The sequence below is a fragment of the Nocardia sp. NBC_01730 genome, from assembly GCF_035920445.1.
Classification (GTDB): Bacteria; Actinomycetota; Actinomycetes; order Mycobacteriales; family Mycobacteriaceae; genus Nocardia.
Map to the genome: position 1 here is coordinate 6,828,241 of NZ_CP109162.1, position 15,387 is coordinate 6,843,627.

General features: G+C 67.5%; 16 protein-coding genes. 11 read left to right on the plus strand and 5 right to left on the minus strand.

Annotation, left to right across the window (positions count from 1 at the left end; all coding sequences use genetic code 11):
- Window positions 1-99 precede the first annotated feature (99 nt).
- Window positions 100-1,335, plus strand: a complete 1,236-nt coding sequence (locus OHB12_RS28710) for an Nramp family divalent metal transporter (RefSeq protein ID WP_327121581.1) — start codon at window positions 100-102, stop codon at window positions 1,333-1,335.
- A gap of 340 nt (window positions 1,336-1,675) precedes the next feature.
- On the opposite strand, the gene OHB12_RS28715 is transcribed toward OHB12_RS28710, so the two are convergent.
- Together OHB12_RS28715 and OHB12_RS28720 are read right to left on the minus strand one after the other, a co-directional pair.
- A complete protein-coding gene (locus tag OHB12_RS28715) occupies window positions 1,676-2,701 on the minus strand; it encodes an SDR family oxidoreductase (RefSeq protein WP_327112459.1) in 1,026 nt (341 codons plus the stop codon).
- A 48-nt stretch (window positions 2,702-2,749) separates the two neighbouring features.
- Window positions 2,750-3,571, minus strand: coding sequence for an enoyl-CoA hydratase (locus OHB12_RS28720; protein WP_327112461.1), 822 nt, complete (start codon window positions 3,569-3,571; stop codon window positions 2,750-2,752).
- A gap of 127 nt (window positions 3,572-3,698) precedes the next feature.
- Between OHB12_RS28720 and OHB12_RS28725 the strand changes: the two genes are divergently transcribed.
- Window positions 3,699-4,937, plus strand: coding sequence for a TetR/AcrR family transcriptional regulator (locus OHB12_RS28725; protein WP_327112463.1), 1,239 nt, complete (start codon window positions 3,699-3,701; stop codon window positions 4,935-4,937).
- Window positions 4,938-4,949: 12 nt separating this feature from the next.
- Here the strand turns inward: OHB12_RS28725 and OHB12_RS28730 are convergent, their stop codons facing one another.
- On the minus strand, window positions 4,950-6,476 hold the full coding sequence (locus OHB12_RS28730; protein WP_327112465.1) for an aldehyde dehydrogenase family protein: 1,527 nt from the start codon (window positions 6,474-6,476) through the stop codon (window positions 4,950-4,952).
- Window positions 6,477-6,847: 371 nt separating this feature from the next.
- On the opposite strand from OHB12_RS28730, the gene OHB12_RS28735 reads away from it, so the two are divergent.
- Genes OHB12_RS28735 through OHB12_RS28745 form a run of 3 tightly spaced genes read left to right on the plus strand, consistent with a single transcriptional unit; the run spans window position 6,848 to window position 9,521 of the window.
- A complete protein-coding gene (locus tag OHB12_RS28735) occupies window positions 6,848-7,831 on the plus strand; it encodes an ATP-binding cassette domain-containing protein (RefSeq protein ID WP_327112467.1) in 984 nt (327 codons plus the stop codon).
- On the plus strand, window positions 7,828-8,655 hold the full coding sequence (locus tag OHB12_RS28740; RefSeq protein WP_442799875.1) for an ABC transporter permease: 828 nt from the start codon (window positions 7,828-7,830) through the stop codon (window positions 8,653-8,655). Before OHB12_RS28735 ends, OHB12_RS28740 begins: the two co-directional genes overlap by 4 nt.
- Entirely contained in the window at window positions 8,652-9,521 is an 870-nt protein-coding gene (locus OHB12_RS28745) for an ABC transporter permease (RefSeq protein WP_327112469.1), read from the plus strand. The genes OHB12_RS28740 and OHB12_RS28745 overlap by 4 nt, the downstream gene beginning before the upstream one ends.
- Here the strand turns inward: OHB12_RS28745 and OHB12_RS28750 are convergent.
- The gene (locus OHB12_RS28750) at window positions 9,491-10,681 is read right to left on the minus strand and encodes a lycopene cyclase family protein (RefSeq protein ID WP_327112471.1); all 1,191 of its coding nucleotides are present in this window, start codon (window positions 10,679-10,681) and stop codon (window positions 9,491-9,493) included. The genes OHB12_RS28745 and OHB12_RS28750 overlap by 31 nt on opposite strands.
- Window positions 10,682-10,849: 168 nt before the next feature.
- Here OHB12_RS28750 and OHB12_RS36480 point away from each other — a divergent pair, with 168 nt between their 5' ends.
- On the plus strand, window positions 10,850-11,128 hold the full coding sequence (locus OHB12_RS36480; protein WP_442799876.1) for a helix-turn-helix domain-containing protein: 279 nt from the start codon (window positions 10,850-10,852) through the stop codon (window positions 11,126-11,128).
- 222 nt (window positions 11,129-11,350) lie between these two features.
- Here the strand turns inward: OHB12_RS36480 and OHB12_RS28755 are convergent, their stop codons facing one another.
- Window positions 11,351-11,827: a hotdog fold domain-containing protein gene (locus tag OHB12_RS28755; RefSeq protein ID WP_327112473.1), complete on the minus strand. Its 477-nt coding sequence runs from the start codon at window positions 11,825-11,827 to the stop codon at window positions 11,351-11,353.
- Between the two features lie 678 nt (window positions 11,828-12,505).
- Here OHB12_RS28755 and rpsJ point away from each other — a divergent pair.
- From rpsJ to rplB, 5 genes are read left to right on the plus strand one after another with little or no spacing between them, the layout of a single operon-like run.
- Complete coding sequence (rpsJ, locus tag OHB12_RS28760) at window positions 12,506-12,811, plus strand: 30S ribosomal protein S10 (RefSeq protein ID WP_003938093.1); 306 nt, start codon at window positions 12,506-12,508, stop codon at window positions 12,809-12,811.
- A 14-nt stretch (window positions 12,812-12,825) separates the two neighbouring features.
- Window positions 12,826-13,491, plus strand: a complete 666-nt coding sequence (rplC, locus tag OHB12_RS28765) for a 50S ribosomal protein L3 (protein WP_327112474.1) — start codon at window positions 12,826-12,828, stop codon at window positions 13,489-13,491.
- Complete coding sequence (gene rplD, locus OHB12_RS28770) at window positions 13,488-14,201, plus strand: 50S ribosomal protein L4 (RefSeq protein ID WP_327112475.1); 714 nt, start codon at window positions 13,488-13,490, stop codon at window positions 14,199-14,201. Before rplC ends, rplD begins: the two co-directional genes overlap by 4 nt.
- Window positions 14,198-14,503, plus strand: a complete 306-nt coding sequence (gene rplW / locus OHB12_RS28775; RefSeq protein WP_014981657.1) for a 50S ribosomal protein L23 — start codon at window positions 14,198-14,200, stop codon at window positions 14,501-14,503. The genes rplD and rplW overlap by 4 nt, the downstream gene beginning before the upstream one ends.
- 33 nt (window positions 14,504-14,536) lie before the next feature.
- Window positions 14,537-15,373: a 50S ribosomal protein L2 gene (gene rplB, locus OHB12_RS28780; RefSeq protein WP_327112476.1), complete on the plus strand. Its 837-nt coding sequence runs from the start codon at window positions 14,537-14,539 to the stop codon at window positions 15,371-15,373.
- Window positions 15,374-15,387 lie beyond the last annotated feature (14 nt).

Below are 15,387 nucleotides of genomic sequence, written 5' to 3' on the forward strand. Positions count from 1 at the left end.
CTGGTCGCGTGTGATGCGCAACTCGGGCGGTCGGTTTCTATTGGTGCTACTAACGAAAAAGTTCGGTAACCCGTAAAATACTGTTCCGTGAGTACCACCGTGGCTGAGTCCGCCAGATTCGCCGGGCAGCGGGCACGCGCCGCGACTGGTCTGCTCGGGCCGGCGTTCGTCGCGGCCATCGCCTACGTCGACCCCGGCAATGTCGCGTCGAACATCAGCGCGGGCGCGCAATTCGGCTACCTCCTCGTCTGGGTCATCGTCATGGCCAACGTGATGGCGGGACTCGTTCAATTCCTTTCCGCCAAATTGGGATTGGTGACCGGCCTGTCGCTGCCGGAGGCGGTGCGAGAAAAGGCGAGCCGCCGGGTTCGGCTGGCCTACTGGGGCCAGGCCGAGACGGTCGCGATGGCCACCGACCTCGCCGAGGTGGTCGGCGGCGCGATCGCGCTGCACCTGCTGTTCGGATTGCCGCTGCTGGTCGGCGGCCTGATCACCGGCGTGGTATCGATGGCCCTGCTGCTGGTGCAGGACCGTCGCGGGCAGCGCCCGTTCGAGCGGGTGATCACCGGGCTGCTCGCGATCATCGCGATCGGATTCCTGGCCGGCGTGGTGATCTCGCCACCGTCGTTCGGTGGCACGGTCGGCGGCCTGCTGCCGCGTTTCCAGGGCACCGAGAGCGTGCTGCTCGCCGCGGCCATGATCGGCGCGACGGTCATGCCGCACGCGGTGTACCTGCACTCCGGACTGGCCCGCGACCGGCACGGGCACCCGGAGGCCGGTCCGCTGCGCAGCAGGCTGCTGCGGGTCACCAAGGTCGACGTCGGGCTCGCCATGATCCTGGCGGGCACGGTGAACCTGGCCATGCTTCTGATGGCGGCGAATACCCTGCGCGGCCGCGACGTCGAGACCATTGAGGACGCTCACGCCGCGGTCGGCGACGCGCTGGGTCCGGTCGCCGCGTTGCTGCTCGCGATCGGCCTGCTCGCCTCCGGTCTTGCCTCCACTTCGGTCGGTGCCTATGCCGGCGCCATGATCATGCAGGGCCTGCTGCGCCAGCGCATTCCGCTGCTGACCCGGCGCCTGATCACGTTGATCCCGGCCATCGCGATCCTGGCGACAGGCATCGATCCCACTCGCGCGCTGATCATTTCGCAGGTGGTGCTCTCATTCGGTATCCCGTTCGCGCTGATCCCCCTGGTGCGCTTCACGAGTGACCGATCGCTGATGGGCGGCGACACCAACCACCGCGTGACCACCACGTTGGCCTGGCTGGTCGCCGCCATCATCACGATGCTCAATGTCGCCCTGATCTACCTCACTGTCACCGGAAGCTAGGCGGCTGCCTCGCGTTCGCTCGGCCCGGCGCATCAGCGGCTGCCTCGCGTTCGCTCGGCCCGGCGCATCAGCGGCTGCCTCGAGCGTTCGCTCGGCCCGGCGCATCAGCGGCTGCCTCGCGTTCGCTTGGCCCGGCGCATCAGCGGCTGCCTCGCGTTCGCTTGGCCCGGCGCATCAGCGGCTGCCTCGCGTTCGCTTGGCCCGGCGCATCAGCGGCTGCCTCGCGTTCGCTTGGCCCGGCGCATCAGCGGCTGCCTCGCGTTCGCTTGGCCCGGCGCATCAGCGGCTGCCTCGAGCGTTCGCTGGGCCTGGCGCGGGCTGCGGGCGGGCTTCGTCCGGCTCAGACCCAGTTCTCGATCCAGTACTTCCAGATCAGCGGGGCGTAGCCGGCTAGGGGCGGAACTCTGATGTCGGTGCCCGCGAGCGCGGCTGTGGTGTGGCGGCAGTCGAACCAGCAGCTGAATTCGCTGTGCTCCAAGACATCCAGCGGAACGCCTGCCCGGGGAAGCAGCCAGTTCACGCCCGGGACGCGCAGCATCATGTCGAGGGTGCGCTTGGGCATCACCTCGACCAGATGCGGGGCGCCCGCCTCGTCGGCGAACAGGTTCAGCGCATCGACGGCGCTCTGCCTGCGTGGGTCGACCAGATGGTAGGTGGTCTTGTCCGAGCATGGACGGTGGGCGATGTGGTCGAGGGCGCGGGCGACGAAATCGACCGGGACCATGTTGGTTTCGCCCAGTTTGGGCACCAGCACCGGCAGCAGCCTCGGCAGTTGCGCGCCCATGCGCAGCAGCCGGAAGAAGTAGTACGGTCCGTCGATCCGATCGATCTCGCCGGTTCTGGAATGGCCGATCACGATCGACGGACGGTAGATTCGCCAGCGCAGGGAGGATCCCCGCACGATCCGCTCGGCCTCGAACTTGGCCCGCTGCATCGGCGTGGCCAGCGCCTGACCGTAGTCGAACATGTCCTCGGTGAACAGGCCCTCGCAGGACCCGGCTACCTCCACTGTCGAGGCATGATGCAACAGACCGGCTCCGAGATCCTCGGCGACGTCGACCACGTGCCTGGTACCGCCGCCACGCTCGGTCAGGTCGTAGCTGGCGGCTAGATGAAAGACGTGCTCGATCGTGCCGCGGTGGCCGACCAGCCAGGCGGGGTCGATGCCCAACCCTGGCGCGCCGAGATCGCCGCGCACCGGCCGTACTCGGTCGCCGCCCGCCCACTCCCGCGCGCAGCAGGCGAACCGGTCGGCGGACGCGTCGCCCGGCCGTACCAGCACATGGATGTCACCCTCGCGTTTCAGCAGCTGGGGGATGAGGAACCTACCGATGAACCCAGTTGCCCCGGTAACCAGGTAAGTCATAGCCGATGAACATAGTCGCTCGCCAAGTGGCTCGTTGCGGCGGGCCGATCAGTCGGCGAAGACGGGCTTGCGCTTGGTGAGCATCGCGGTGGCGCCCTCGGCGAAATCGACTGACTGCAGCAGCTCGGACTGGCCTGCCTTCTCGGCGGCCAGCGCCGCGGCCAGCGATGTCAGCGTGGCCTGGTTGAGTGCCTTCTTGGTGAGTTCGAGCGCGCGGCGCGGACCCGAGGCGATCTTCGCGGCCGCGGCCTCCACGGTTGCGTCGAGTTCGGCGTCGGGCACGACCGCCGTGAACAGACCGGCCGCTTTGGCGGCGGGCGCGGGCAGCCGCTCGCCGAGTAGTGCCATCTCGGCGGCCAGCGGGCGACCGGCCGCCGCGGCGACCAGCGCGGCCGCGCCGCCGTCGGGCATCAGGCCGATGTTGATGAAGGCGAGCAGCAGGTAGGAGTCCTCGCTCGCGTAGACCAGGTCGGCGGCCAGCGCGATACCGACGCCGACGCCCGCCGCGGCGCCCCTGATCCGCACGATCACCGGAACCGGCGCGTCGACGACGGCGCGCACCAGTCGGTTCGCCGCGTCCATCATCATGTCCGAGGTGATGCCGCGCTGCGCCCCGTCCGCGGTCGCGGACAGATCGGCCCCGGTGCAGAAATCGCCGCCCTCGCCGGTCAGTAGGACCACGCGCACCGCGCGGTCCTCGGCGGCCGCGTGGAAGGTGTCCCCGAGCGCGACCATGGTGTCGTAGTCGATGGCGTTCTTCCGCTTCGGCTTGGTGATCGTGACCCGCAGCACCTTGCCGTCCCTTGTCACGGAGAAGCCCGCCGCGGGCGCGGGGACGGCAGCCGATGCCACGGAATCGGGGTTGCTCATGTTTGCTCCTACCCTGGGATTCGGCAGACGCCGGGCCGTGAACAATGGTTAAATTTGCGAATTGTGGTTAACTTAGGTTCCATCGTCGGGCGCTGTCAACCAGCGTCGCCGGAGAACGGAGAGGTGCATGGTCGCGGATCGCAGCGAGGTCGACCTCGCTCCCGCGCGGCCCGACCCGGGGGGTGAAACGGGCGCGGAGGGCGGCCCGTCGGTGCGTCGCCGTCCGAAGGATCGCAAGGTCCAGATCATCCGGGCAGCCGCGCGAGCGTTCAGCGAACGCGGGTACTATCCGGTCGGCGTCGACGAAATCGCCGCCGAGGTCGGGATCTCCGGCCCCGCGCTGTATCGCCATTTCACGAACAAGTACGCGCTGTTGGTCGCGGCCGCCGAGGAGGGCGCGCGTCATCTGCTGAACGTCGCCGACGCCGCCGACGACGCTCGTCTGGACCCGCCGCGGCGCTTGGACGCGCTGATCCGCGCGATCAGCGAGCACACCATCGAGATCCGCCGCGAGGCCGGGCTCTACCGCTGGGAACGGCGCTATCTCGAGCGCGACGACCGGGTCCGGATCAAGAAGATCTACGACGATCTGAACAACACCCTCGCCGCACCGATCGCGCGCCTGCGGCCAGCCGCGCCACAAGCCGACGTGGCGATGTTGGCCGCGGGTGTGCTCAGCGCGATCGCCAGCATCTCGGCGCACCGCACCACGCTGTCCAGTGCAAGGCTGCTTCCGCTGCAGCGCGAGATGGCCTGGGCCATCCTGCGCACCGAACTGCCCGCCGCGCCCGCGGACCCGGACCCCGGCCCGCCCGTGCGCGGCATCCCGCTGACTTCGAAGCGCGAACAACTGCTCGCCGAGGCGATCCGGATCTTCGGTAGGCAGGGCTACCACGAGGCGAGCATCGAGGAGATCGGCGGGGCGGTCGGCATCAACGCCTCCAGCGTGTACCGGTATTTCACGAGCAAGGCCGACCTGCTCGCCGCGGCCTTCTACCGCACGGGCGACCGGCTGGCCATCGCGATCACCGAGGCGCTGGCCGAGGCGACCAGCAAGGAGGACGCGGCTCGGCGCCTGGCGGACCGTTACGCCAAGCTCAGCTTCGCGATGCCGGAGATCATGCCGGTCTACTACGCCGAATTCAGCAACCTGCCGCAGGCCGAGCAGCACAAGCTGCGCGCCATCCAGCGGCAGAATGTGCTGGAGTGGGCCAACCTGCTCGACGGCGATCCGGTGGCGGCCCGCTTCCGTGTGCATGCCGCCATCGGCCTGGTGATCGACGTCGGCAGGCTGATCCGATTCGATTCCCGCCCAGCCCAACTGGCGCGGGTCACGGCGCTGATGGACGCGGTACTGCACGGCTGATCACCGCGGACCTTACGAAGGGCGCCGGTGCCGGATCCGGAAGATCATCTTGGCAAGGCGCAGATGCCGCGGGCGCCGATCGAAGGTGGAAAGGTTGACTGGCGCCTGGTATTGCTTGCGCGCGATGGCGAGGGTCCTGCTGAATTCGCGCAGCCCCTGGTCGCCGTGGCTGTGGCCCTGCCCGTACTCGCCGACGCCGCCGAAGGGCAATGCGGGGATGCCCGCGTAGGCGGTGGAGGAGTTGATGGTCACCACGCCGACCCGCAGCTGCTCGGCGAACGCCTCGATCTCGTGCACGTCCCTGGTGAACACCGACACCGCGACATCGGTGCCGACCGCGTTGATCCGCGCGGCGGCCTCGTCCATGCTCGCCACTTTGTTCACGATGAGCACCGGGCCGATGCCTTCGCCGGTGATCGCGATGCTCTCCTCAGGCACTTCGGCCAGCACGATCGGCTCGATGTAGGGCTCGCGGATCGAGTCCAGCCCACCGACCACCGTGCGTCCGCCGCGGGCCACCGCATCGCGCACCTGTCTGCGTACCATGTCGACCTGTGACTCCATGATCATCGGACCGTACGAGGCCTTCCGATCCGCGCCAGGCCGCAGCTTGCGGGCTTGTTCCACCACCAGCTCGAGAAACCGGTCGTAGACCGACTGGGCGACGTAGGCGCGCTGGATCCCGGTGGCGTTCTGCCCGGCGTTGGCCATCGCGCCGAATACCGCGGCCTCGGCGGCGTCGTCGAGCTTCGCGTCCACATGCACGACCATGCTGCCCTTGCCGTTGCGCTCCACGACGACCGGCGTCGTGGTCTGTGCGCACAATGCGATCACCTCGCGTGCGCCCGCTTCCGAGCCCGCATAGGCGATCTTGTCGACTTTGGCGCGACAGAGCGCGACACCGGTCGCGGTGTCACCGGTAACCACCTGCAGCACCGGCTGATTCGGCGCAAGCCTGGACCAGCTGTCGGCCAGCCATACCCCGACGCCGGTGGTGAGCTCATGCGGCTTGAACACCACCGCGTTGCCCGCTGCCATCGCGTAGGCAATCGAGCCCATGGGAGTGAACACCGGGTTGTTCCACGGTCCGAGCACTCCGACCACGCCGAGCGGCAGATAGCCGACCGAGGCCCGCTGGTTGCGGGTGAGCCAAGTGGAGCCGAGCCGTCGACGGTCCAGGGCGCGGCCCGCGTTGCGCGCGGCCCAGTCCAGGTTCTCCACCGCGAGCATCACCTCGATCGCGGCGTCCGCCTCCGGTTTTCCGGTCTCCTCGCACAGGATTGCCACCAACTCGTCTGAGCGCCGGACAATGTCGCGCTTCCAGTCCAGCAGCCAGCGTCTGCGTGCGCTGAATCCCAGCTCGGCCCACCACTGTTCGGCGGAGCGTGCGGCACGCACGGTGCGGGTGAGCTCGCCGGAATGCATCACGGCGTAGCTGCCCACCACCTCACCGGTGCGCGGATCATAGGACGTCAGCACATTCGATCGGCCCGTTCCTCCCGGATGCGCCGCCAGTCGTGGCTGCGCGGACTCGGCCATGATCACCTCTCGCAGTGTCGAAAACAGCGTGCGGGCCGCTCAGCGGGGCACAGCCGCAGACGAGTGATTGTGGTTCCCGTGGTTCCCCCTCGAGCAGACTATGGTCTGGCGCCGCGGGCCGACAAGGGCTCGGCCGCCAGCCCTTGGCCGCCCGGATCGCCCTCACCAGCGCCGACCCCCCGCGAAGCGGACCGGGAGCAGGAAATGTGAGTAAGGACACCTCTGATTGCCCCCGGGATGGGTGGCATGCGCGACGCGATAGCGAGTCGGCCGGGCCGGTAACATCACGCCGAGCGCGACGGATCATCAATCGGAGCGCAAGCGTGCGCTCGGGCGACCTCGTCGCCGCACCGGTCGATAGTGGAGAGTTGATGCCGAATTCCAACCAAGCAGATTCGCATGCGAGTGAGCCGGCGGTCCGGGTAGCGGACGTCCGCAAGTCATTCGGCGACGTGCATGCACTGCAGGGCGTCAGCTTCGTCGCCGAACGCGGCTCCGTTCTCGGCATTCTCGGCCCGAACGGCGCGGGCAAGACGACCATGGTGAAGGTCCTCTCCACACTGCTGCGCCCCGACTCCGGCACCGCCGTCGTCGCCGGGCACGACGTGCGGAAGGACCCGGCGGGCGTGCGCCGCTCGATCATGATGACCGGGCAGTACGCGGCGCTGGACGAGAACCTCTCCGGCCGGGAGAACCTGGAGCTGTTCGGCAGGCTGATGGGCCTCGCCAAGTCCGCGGCCCGCAAGCGCGCCGACACTTTGCTCGAGGAGTTCGAGCTGGTGGACGCGGGCCGCCGGTCGGTGCGGCACTACTCGGGCGGCATGCGTCGCCGCGTCGACATCGCCTGCGGTCTTGTGGTGCGTCCGAAGGTGGTGTTCCTGGACGAGCCGACCACCGGCCTCGACCCACGCAGCAGGCAGGGCGTGTGGGATCTGGTGACCGCACTCAAGACCCAGGGCATCACGGTTCTGCTGACCACGCAGTACCTCGAGGAAGCCGATGTGCTCAGTGACAACATCATCGTGATCGACAAGGGCACCGTGATCGCCGAGGGCACCGCCGACGAACTCAAGGAGAAGACCGGCGGCAGCTATTGCGAGGTGGTCCCACTGGATCCGACCAAGCTGCGAACCGCCGCGTACGCGCTCGGCGACCTGATGCCGCCCGCGGTGCTCGCAGACCTAGACGGCGGCGACCGGCTCTCCATTCCGGCGCCCGAGGGCGCGATCACGCTGACCGAGGCGCTGCGCAGGCTCGACAGCGCGGGCATCGACCTGGCCGACATCGCGCTACGCCGCCCTTCGCTGGACGACGTGTTCCTGTCCATCACCGGCCACACGGGCGGTCACGCGTGACCGCTGCGACTGCCCCGGAGAGCGCACCGGCCGCCCCGGTGACACTGTTCGCCGAGCTGCCCGAGCCGCGGCTCTCGTCGTTCGCGCAGTGGCGTGCGCTGACCGGCCGGATCGTCCGCACCATGGTGACCAAGGGCGAGATGATCGTCGCGGTGGTCACGCCGCTGATGTTCACGCTCGGCTTCTATCTCCCGCTGCGCTATGTGATGAAGTTCCAGGGCATCGACTACGCCCAGTACGTCATGCCGATCATCGTGCTGCAGACCATGGCCTTCACGATGATGTCGAACGCGCAGATAGCCGCGTTCGAGGCGAGAACCGGATTGAGCACCCGCCTGCAGACCATGCCGATCGGCATGGTCGTCCCGTTGACGGCGCGTATCGCGGCCGGGCTGGTCCGATCGGTCACCTCGCTCACCGCCGCGGTGCTCTTCGGACACGTCATCGGTTTCCGCTTCGTCGCGGGCTTCGGGCAGGCGGTGCTGTTCTGTGTCTTTGCGCTCGCCGTCGGCACGGTGCTCGCGATCGGCGCCGACGCACTCGGCAGCCTGACCAAGAGCCCGGAGTCGCTGAGTCAGGCGCTGACCCTGCCGACGCTGATCTTCGGCATGCTCTCCTGCGGGTTCGTGCCCGAACACAGCTATCCGATGTGGATTCGGCCGTTCGTGCGCAACCAGCCGATCTCCCAGTTCTCCTTCGCTCTGCGCGATATGGCGGCCGAAGGAGCGACCTGGCAAGTGTTGTGGGTGCCGCTGGTGTGGGTGGCCGGGCTCGCGGTGGTGTTCATTCCGTTGGCGATCTGGGCGAGTGTGAGGCGGTCATGAGTTCTGTGGAGGCGACCATGGCACCCGCCGACGACGCGGCCGAGCACATCGGCTCGTCATTGCTGCCCGAGGTGGCCGCGCGCTCGGAAGGTTCCCTGGGTACCTGGGCCGCGCATAGCCTGATCCAGTGCAAGCGACTGCTGATGGTGTGGGCACGCGACCCCGCGACGACGATCCAGGCGCTGATCTATCCGGCCGTTACCTTGCTGATGTTCCGCATCGTGCTCGGCGACTCGATCACGTTGGCTACCGGCAAGCCGAGCGTCTACGGAACCGTTCCGATGATCACGCTGGTCGCGGCGATGTCGGGTGCGGTGGTGAGCGCGCTCGGATTGAAAGTGGAGAAGATGACCGGGCTGCTCGGCCGGTTCTGGACCATGCCGATCCATCGCGCGGCCGGATTGACCGGGCGACTGCTCGCCGAGGCGATCCGGGTGCTGGTCACCACGCTGTTCGTGCTCGTGGTCGGGCTGACCATCGGCTTCCGCTTCGACAAGGGGCTTGCGGCGGCGCTGGCGCTGATCGGTATTCCGGTGCTCTTCGGCGTGGCTTTCGCTGTGCTGGTCACCGCGCTGGCGACGGTCTCCGACGGCATACTGCTGGTGAACGTCATCGGAATCACCAGTACGCTGCTGATGTTCTTCAACTCCGGATTCGTTCCGACTTCCGTCTACCCGAGCTGGCTGCAAGGTGTGATCGGGAACCAGCCGATGAGCTGCGCCATCGATGCTATGCGCGGACTGTCCTATGGCGGCCCGGTGGCGGAGCCGCTGCTGAAGACTCTCGCCTGGGTGATCGGGATGATCGTGGTCTTCGGCTTTCCCGCGGTCCGCGGCTATCGCCGCGCGGCCGAGACCGGCGCCTGACCGAAGTCGTAGTCCAGCCAGCGGTTCCGGTTGGTCCAGCCGACCAGGTCGTAGCGCCAGCGGAACGGCCAGGTGTGCGCGACGGTGTCGAACAGCACCGCGCCGAGAGCGGTGTAGTCGTCGTGTGCGGACAGCAGGGCGCGCTGGCCGCGTGGGGAGGCGCTGAAGAACGCGTCGAACATGGCGGTGGACTGTTCGGTGGTGAGCCTGCCCAGGCCGTGGAGGCCGCGCGTCCGCATCCAGTACACCAGTCGCGCGCGCCATGGCCACAGCTCGGCGATCGGGTCGAGACCCTGCCGCAGCGCGGTGACCGCGGTGTCGACCAGTGCGAGTGCGTCGGCGACGCTGTAGCCGGTGCACGGGTGCATCATGCCGCCGCGCGAACCGTACGGAATCGCCCTCGCCGCGCCCTTACGTGGCGGCGGCTGGTCGAGCGGGTAATGCGCCGCCTCGCTCGGTTCGGCGCCGGTGAGCCGGATACCGTGCGAGGCGAGCCGGTTGAGCGTGCGCCTGCGCAGTTCATGCTGCGGCATACCGCCGCGCAGGCCGAGGCTGGTCTCCTCGAAGATCACCGTGCCGTCGCCGAGCGGCACCGCGTAGAGGAACGACGGCGGTTCGTCCGGGCCCGTGCCGTTTTCCGGTCGCCAATCCAGCAGCAAGGCCTCACCCTCGCGGACCATCGGCGCGGCGGTCTCGGCGTCGACGAAGATACCGTGCGCGCTCGCCGCCCTGCGGCGTCCGAGGGTGGGCAGTCCGCGGGTGTCGAACACCGTCGCCGCGGTGTGCACCGTGCCGTCGGCGAGCTCGACCTCGTGCGCGTCCACCCGGGCGGCGCGGCCTGCCACGACGGTGGCGTCGTCGAGCGGGAGCGCTTCGTGCAGGCCGGGCTTGGACAGCACGCAGTAGGGCCGGTCGATACGATGTTCGGTCGTCGTCCATACGGTGGGCGCCGCGATCGTGGTCGCGACGGCGCCGGGCGGCAGCCAGTCCGGCAGCTCGTCGACCCAGCAGGAGAAGGTGGGCGGCCACAGCCGGTCGGGACGTGGATCGATCGCGGTCACCGACAGCCCGGCTCGCATCGCGCGATGCGCCAGCGCCCGTCCGGTCGGGCCGAGCCCGACCACACACACGTCGATTTCCCGAACCGTGCTGAGACCCATATCGGGACATTCAATCCGCTCGGTCGACGCAAACGCAACTATCCTCGTCGATCGAGCCCTGGAAATTCAAGTCTCGCGAATACGCGTAGTCCGCAGCGGGTGTGGCGAGAATTCCATTTCGCGCAGGTCCCAGAATTAGTAGCCCTACAACTTCAGCCGTGAAGCTCCTTGGGCCGCGCCATAGTCTGGAACCAGGTTCGGAGTGGACGGCTTCGATACAACTTCCGCCTGTATCGCACGGTGGGCAGCGGCAGAAGTCGGCGAAGGCGTTCGGGGTGCGCGAGGGTGGTGTTCAATGATGCTTTGCGGGTGCGGCAGTGGGCACGGGAGGCGGGGCTGGCGTGCTTGTCGGATGGAGCTGTCGACACGGTTGACCGAGGCGAAGAGAATTCCGGGGATGGGCTCGGCTGTCGGAATTATCGGCGGTTGTTCTACAACGAGCTTTGACTGATCTGAATTGGCAAGATGCAGAAAGTGTTGTCCCGCAAGGAAAGGGATCCGCCAACAGGGTCAAGGCTCGCGCCCGCGTGGCGCGGGCTCATGTGAAAGTGGCCGATACGCGACGGGATCGGCGCACAAGTATTTCACGCGGCGTCGAATCAGGAACCCGCCGGAAGCGCGGCGTGAGCTGCCAGGACCGGGATCCCCACCTTCCGGCGGGGGAGCGCGTCAATTGGGCGTCACCCAGTTGGTGATGTCGGCATGCACGACTTCGAGGCCGTTCTTGTCGTAGACCGACACCGGCACCACCAGATCGCAACCTTCGGTGATGGTCGCGAAGTCCGGAACCTCGGGCAGTTTCGCGACAGCGCGAAGCCCGGTCTCGGCCTTGGCCAGGTACCGCACGTTCATGGCCTTCGGAATCCACCGGTGGGTCGTGGGAACGGTCGCCTCGCTGAGCATGCCCATCGCCACCTCCGCCAGATTGCATGCCGCGATGGCGTGGAAGGTGCCCAGATGGTTGTGGATACCGAACCACTTCGGCGAGGTCACCTCGCACAGCCCAGGCTCCAGCCGGACCACGCTAGGCAGCACGGTGCCGAAGTACGGCACCCGGGCCACCATCCCGAGGGAGAACAAGGCGTGCCCCAGCCGGTTGTCCGGCAGCTTCTTCCAGCCGCGGTAGGTCACGGTCTCTTTCGTCATAAGCTGCATCTTACTTGGAAGTAAGTTCAGCTCCTCCGGTTGCAACCCCAACGCAACCTCCGCACGCCCAGTAGCGGCAAACACCCGGTTTCACAGTCGTCCCCAAGCACGCCGCACAGGCCCAACTCCCGCTTCCGAGCGCAGCGAGATCGAGCATTCCCCGTTCGCGGCCCGGCTCGCGTCCGAGCGGCCGACGCGTCCGCGACGAAGTCGCCAGCGGCGGTCGCTCGGACGCGAGTCACCAGGGGGCCGCGAACACGCCGCGCCTTCGCGGCCAAAGACCCAGATTTGTAGTGTGCGAGTGCGTCGGGCATACTGTTCGGGTTGCCTTGCAGCGGGCCGCCTGTTTCCGTGCGGAACGGGTTGTGGCCGAGCGGGGCGAGTAGTACCCAATCTTGTACCTCGCTGGGTTTCCGGCGTGGGTACGTCCGGGACAGTGTTCCAGGCCTGAGATGAAGTAGATCCGGGGCCGAGGAATGAGCGGACGGGCGACACGCCCGACCGCGTGGACCGGAGAACCATGACAGATGAACAGCGGCGAGGACCGGGCGTGCCTGGTCATGGTCTCGACTCTGAGACGTCTTCGTGTGTTCGGGCTGTGCAAATTGAGGGTGGTCCAGAAGGTTGGTGTAGCCAGCTTCCGGGCCACGAAGGAAAGCGGAGAAAAGGACACTTAGCGTGGCGGGACAAAAGATCCGCATCAGGCTCAAGGCCTATGACCACGAGGCGATCGACGCATCTGCGCGCAAGATCGTGGAGACGGTGACCCGCACCGGGGCACGCGTCGTGGGCCCGGTGCCGTTGCCGACCGAGAAGAACGTGTACTGCGTCATCCGTTCGCCGCACAAGTACAAAGACTCGCGCGAGCACTTCGAGATGCGTACGCACAAGCGCCTTATCGACATCCTCGACCCGACGCCGAAGACGGTGGACGCGCTCATGCGCATCGACCTGCCGGCCAGCGTCGACGTCAACATTCAGTGACGGGGACTCGAGATATGACTGACAACAAGAACAGGCCGGCGGCTGGCATCCTGGGCACCAAGCTCGGCATGACCCAGGTCTTCGACGACAAGAACCGCGTCGTTCCCGTGACCGTCATCAAGGCCGGACCGAACGTCGTTACCCAGATTCGCACCGTGGAGCGGGACGGCTACAGCGCCGTCCAGGTCGCTTTCGGCGCCATCGACCCGCGCAAGGTGAACAAGCCGGTCTCCGGTCAGTTCACCAAGGCCGGTGTCACGCCACGTCGCCACGTCGCCGAGATCCGCGTCGCGGACGCCTCCACCTTCGAGGTCGGCCAGGAGATCAACGCCGACGTGTTCGAAGAGGGCACCTACGTCGACATCACCGGCACCAGCAAGGGCAAGGGTTTCGCGGGCACCATGAAGCGCCACGGCTTCCGTGGTCAGGGTGCCTCGCACGGTGCGCAGGCCGTGCACCGTCGCCCGGGTTCCATCGGTGGCTGCGCCACCCCCGGCCGCGTGTTCAAGGGCATGCGCATGTCGGGCCGGATGGGCAACGACCGCGTCACCACGCAGAACCTGTCGGTTCACAAGGTGGACGCCGAGAACGGCCTGCTGCTGATCAAGGGAGCGATCCCGGGTCGCAAGGGCGGCGTCGTGATCGTCAAGAGCGCCGTGAAGGGTGGTGCGCACGCATGACCAGCGTGGACACGAAGAAGTCGGACGTAGAGAAGTCCGCCGACCTCACGCTGCCGGTCAAGGAGATCGGCGGCAAGACCAACGGCACCGTCGAGCTCCCCGCGGAGATCTTCGGCGTGACCGCCAATATCGCGCTGATGCACCAGGTCGTCATCGCGCAGCTGGCTGCGGCCCGTCAGGGCACGCACAGCACGAAGACACGCGGCGAGGTCTCCGGTGGCGGCAAGAAGCCGTACCGCCAGAAGGGAACCGGTCGCGCCCGTCAGGGCTCGACCCGTGCGCCGCAGTTCGCAGGCGGTGGCACCGTGCACGGCCCACAGCCGCGCGACTACAGCCAGCGCACCCCGAAGAAGATGAAGGCCGCCGCCCTGCGTGGTGCCCTGTCGGACCGGGCCCGCAACGAGCGCATCCACATTATCGCCGAGCTGGTCGCCGGACAGACGCCGTCGACCAAGACCGCCAAGAGCTTCCTGGCCGAGCTGTCGGACCGCAAGAAGTTCCTGGTCGTCGTCGGCCGCGAGGACATCGCCGCGTGGAAGAGCGTGGCGAACCTGCAGAACGTGCAGCCGATCGCCCCGGATCAGCTCAACACCTACGACGTGCTGAACAGCGACGAAGTGGTGTTCAGCGTCGAGGCTCTGAACACTTTCGTTCACGGCCCCGCGGAGTCTGCGCAGGACACTGCGGTGGCACAGGAGGAGAGCAAGTGACCACCATCGCCGACCCCCGCGACATCCTGCTGGCGCCGGTCATCTCGGAGAAGTCCTACGGACTGATCGAGGAAGGCACCTACACCTTCCTGGTGCACCCGGACTCGAACAAGACGCAGATCAAGATCGCCGTCGAGAAGGTCTTCGGTGTGAAGGTCACCAGCGTCAACACCGCCAACCGTCAGGGCAAGCGCAAGCGGACCCGCTTCGGTTACGGCAAGCGCAAAGACACCAAGCGCGCGCTCGTGACCATCTCGGCCGACAGCAAGCCCATCGAGATCTTCGGAGGCCCGGTCGCGTAAGCGCCTGGGAACCCAGAAAGCAGAGAAGAACTCATGGCAATTCGTAAGTACAAGCCGACTACGCCGGGCCGTCGTGGCGCCAGTGTCTCGGACTTCGCGGAGATCACCCGGTCGACGCCCGAGAAGTCGCTGCTGCGTCCGCTGTCCAAGAGCGGTGGTCGTAACGCCCACGGCCGCATCACCACTCGTCACCGTGGTGGCGGGCACAAGCGGGCCTACCGTGTCATCGACTTCCGTCGCCTGGACAAGGACGGCGTCCCGGCCAAGGTCGCGCACATCGAGTACGACCCGAACCGGACCGCGAACATCGCGCTGCTGCACTATGTGGACGGCGAGAAGCGCTACATCATCGCCCCCAAGGGTGTGACGCAGGGCACGCCGATCGAGTCCGGCCCCACGGCCGACATCAAGCCGGGCAATAACCTGCCGCTGCGCAACATCCCGACCGGTACCACCATCCACAACGTGGAGCTGCGTCCGGGCGGCGGTGCCAAGATGGCCCGTTCCGCGGGCATGAGCATCCAGCTGCTCGGTAAGGAAGGCCCCTACGCCACGCTGCGTATGCCCTCCGGTGAGATCCGTCGCGTCGACGTGCGCTGCCGCGCCACCGTCGGCGAGGTCGGCAATGCCGAGCAGTCGAACATCAACTGGGGCAAGGCCGGCCGCATGCGCTGGAAGGGTCGTCGCCCCACGGTCCGTGGTGTCGTCATGAACCCGGTCGACCACCCGCACGGTGGTGGTGAAGGCAAGACCTCCGGTGGTCGTCACCCGGTCTCGCCGTGGGGTCAGCCGGAAGGCCGCACCCGCAAGCCCAACCGCCCGAGCGACAAGCTCATCGTCCGCCGCCGCAAGACCGGCAAGAAGCGCTGAAGGAGGAGGTAAGA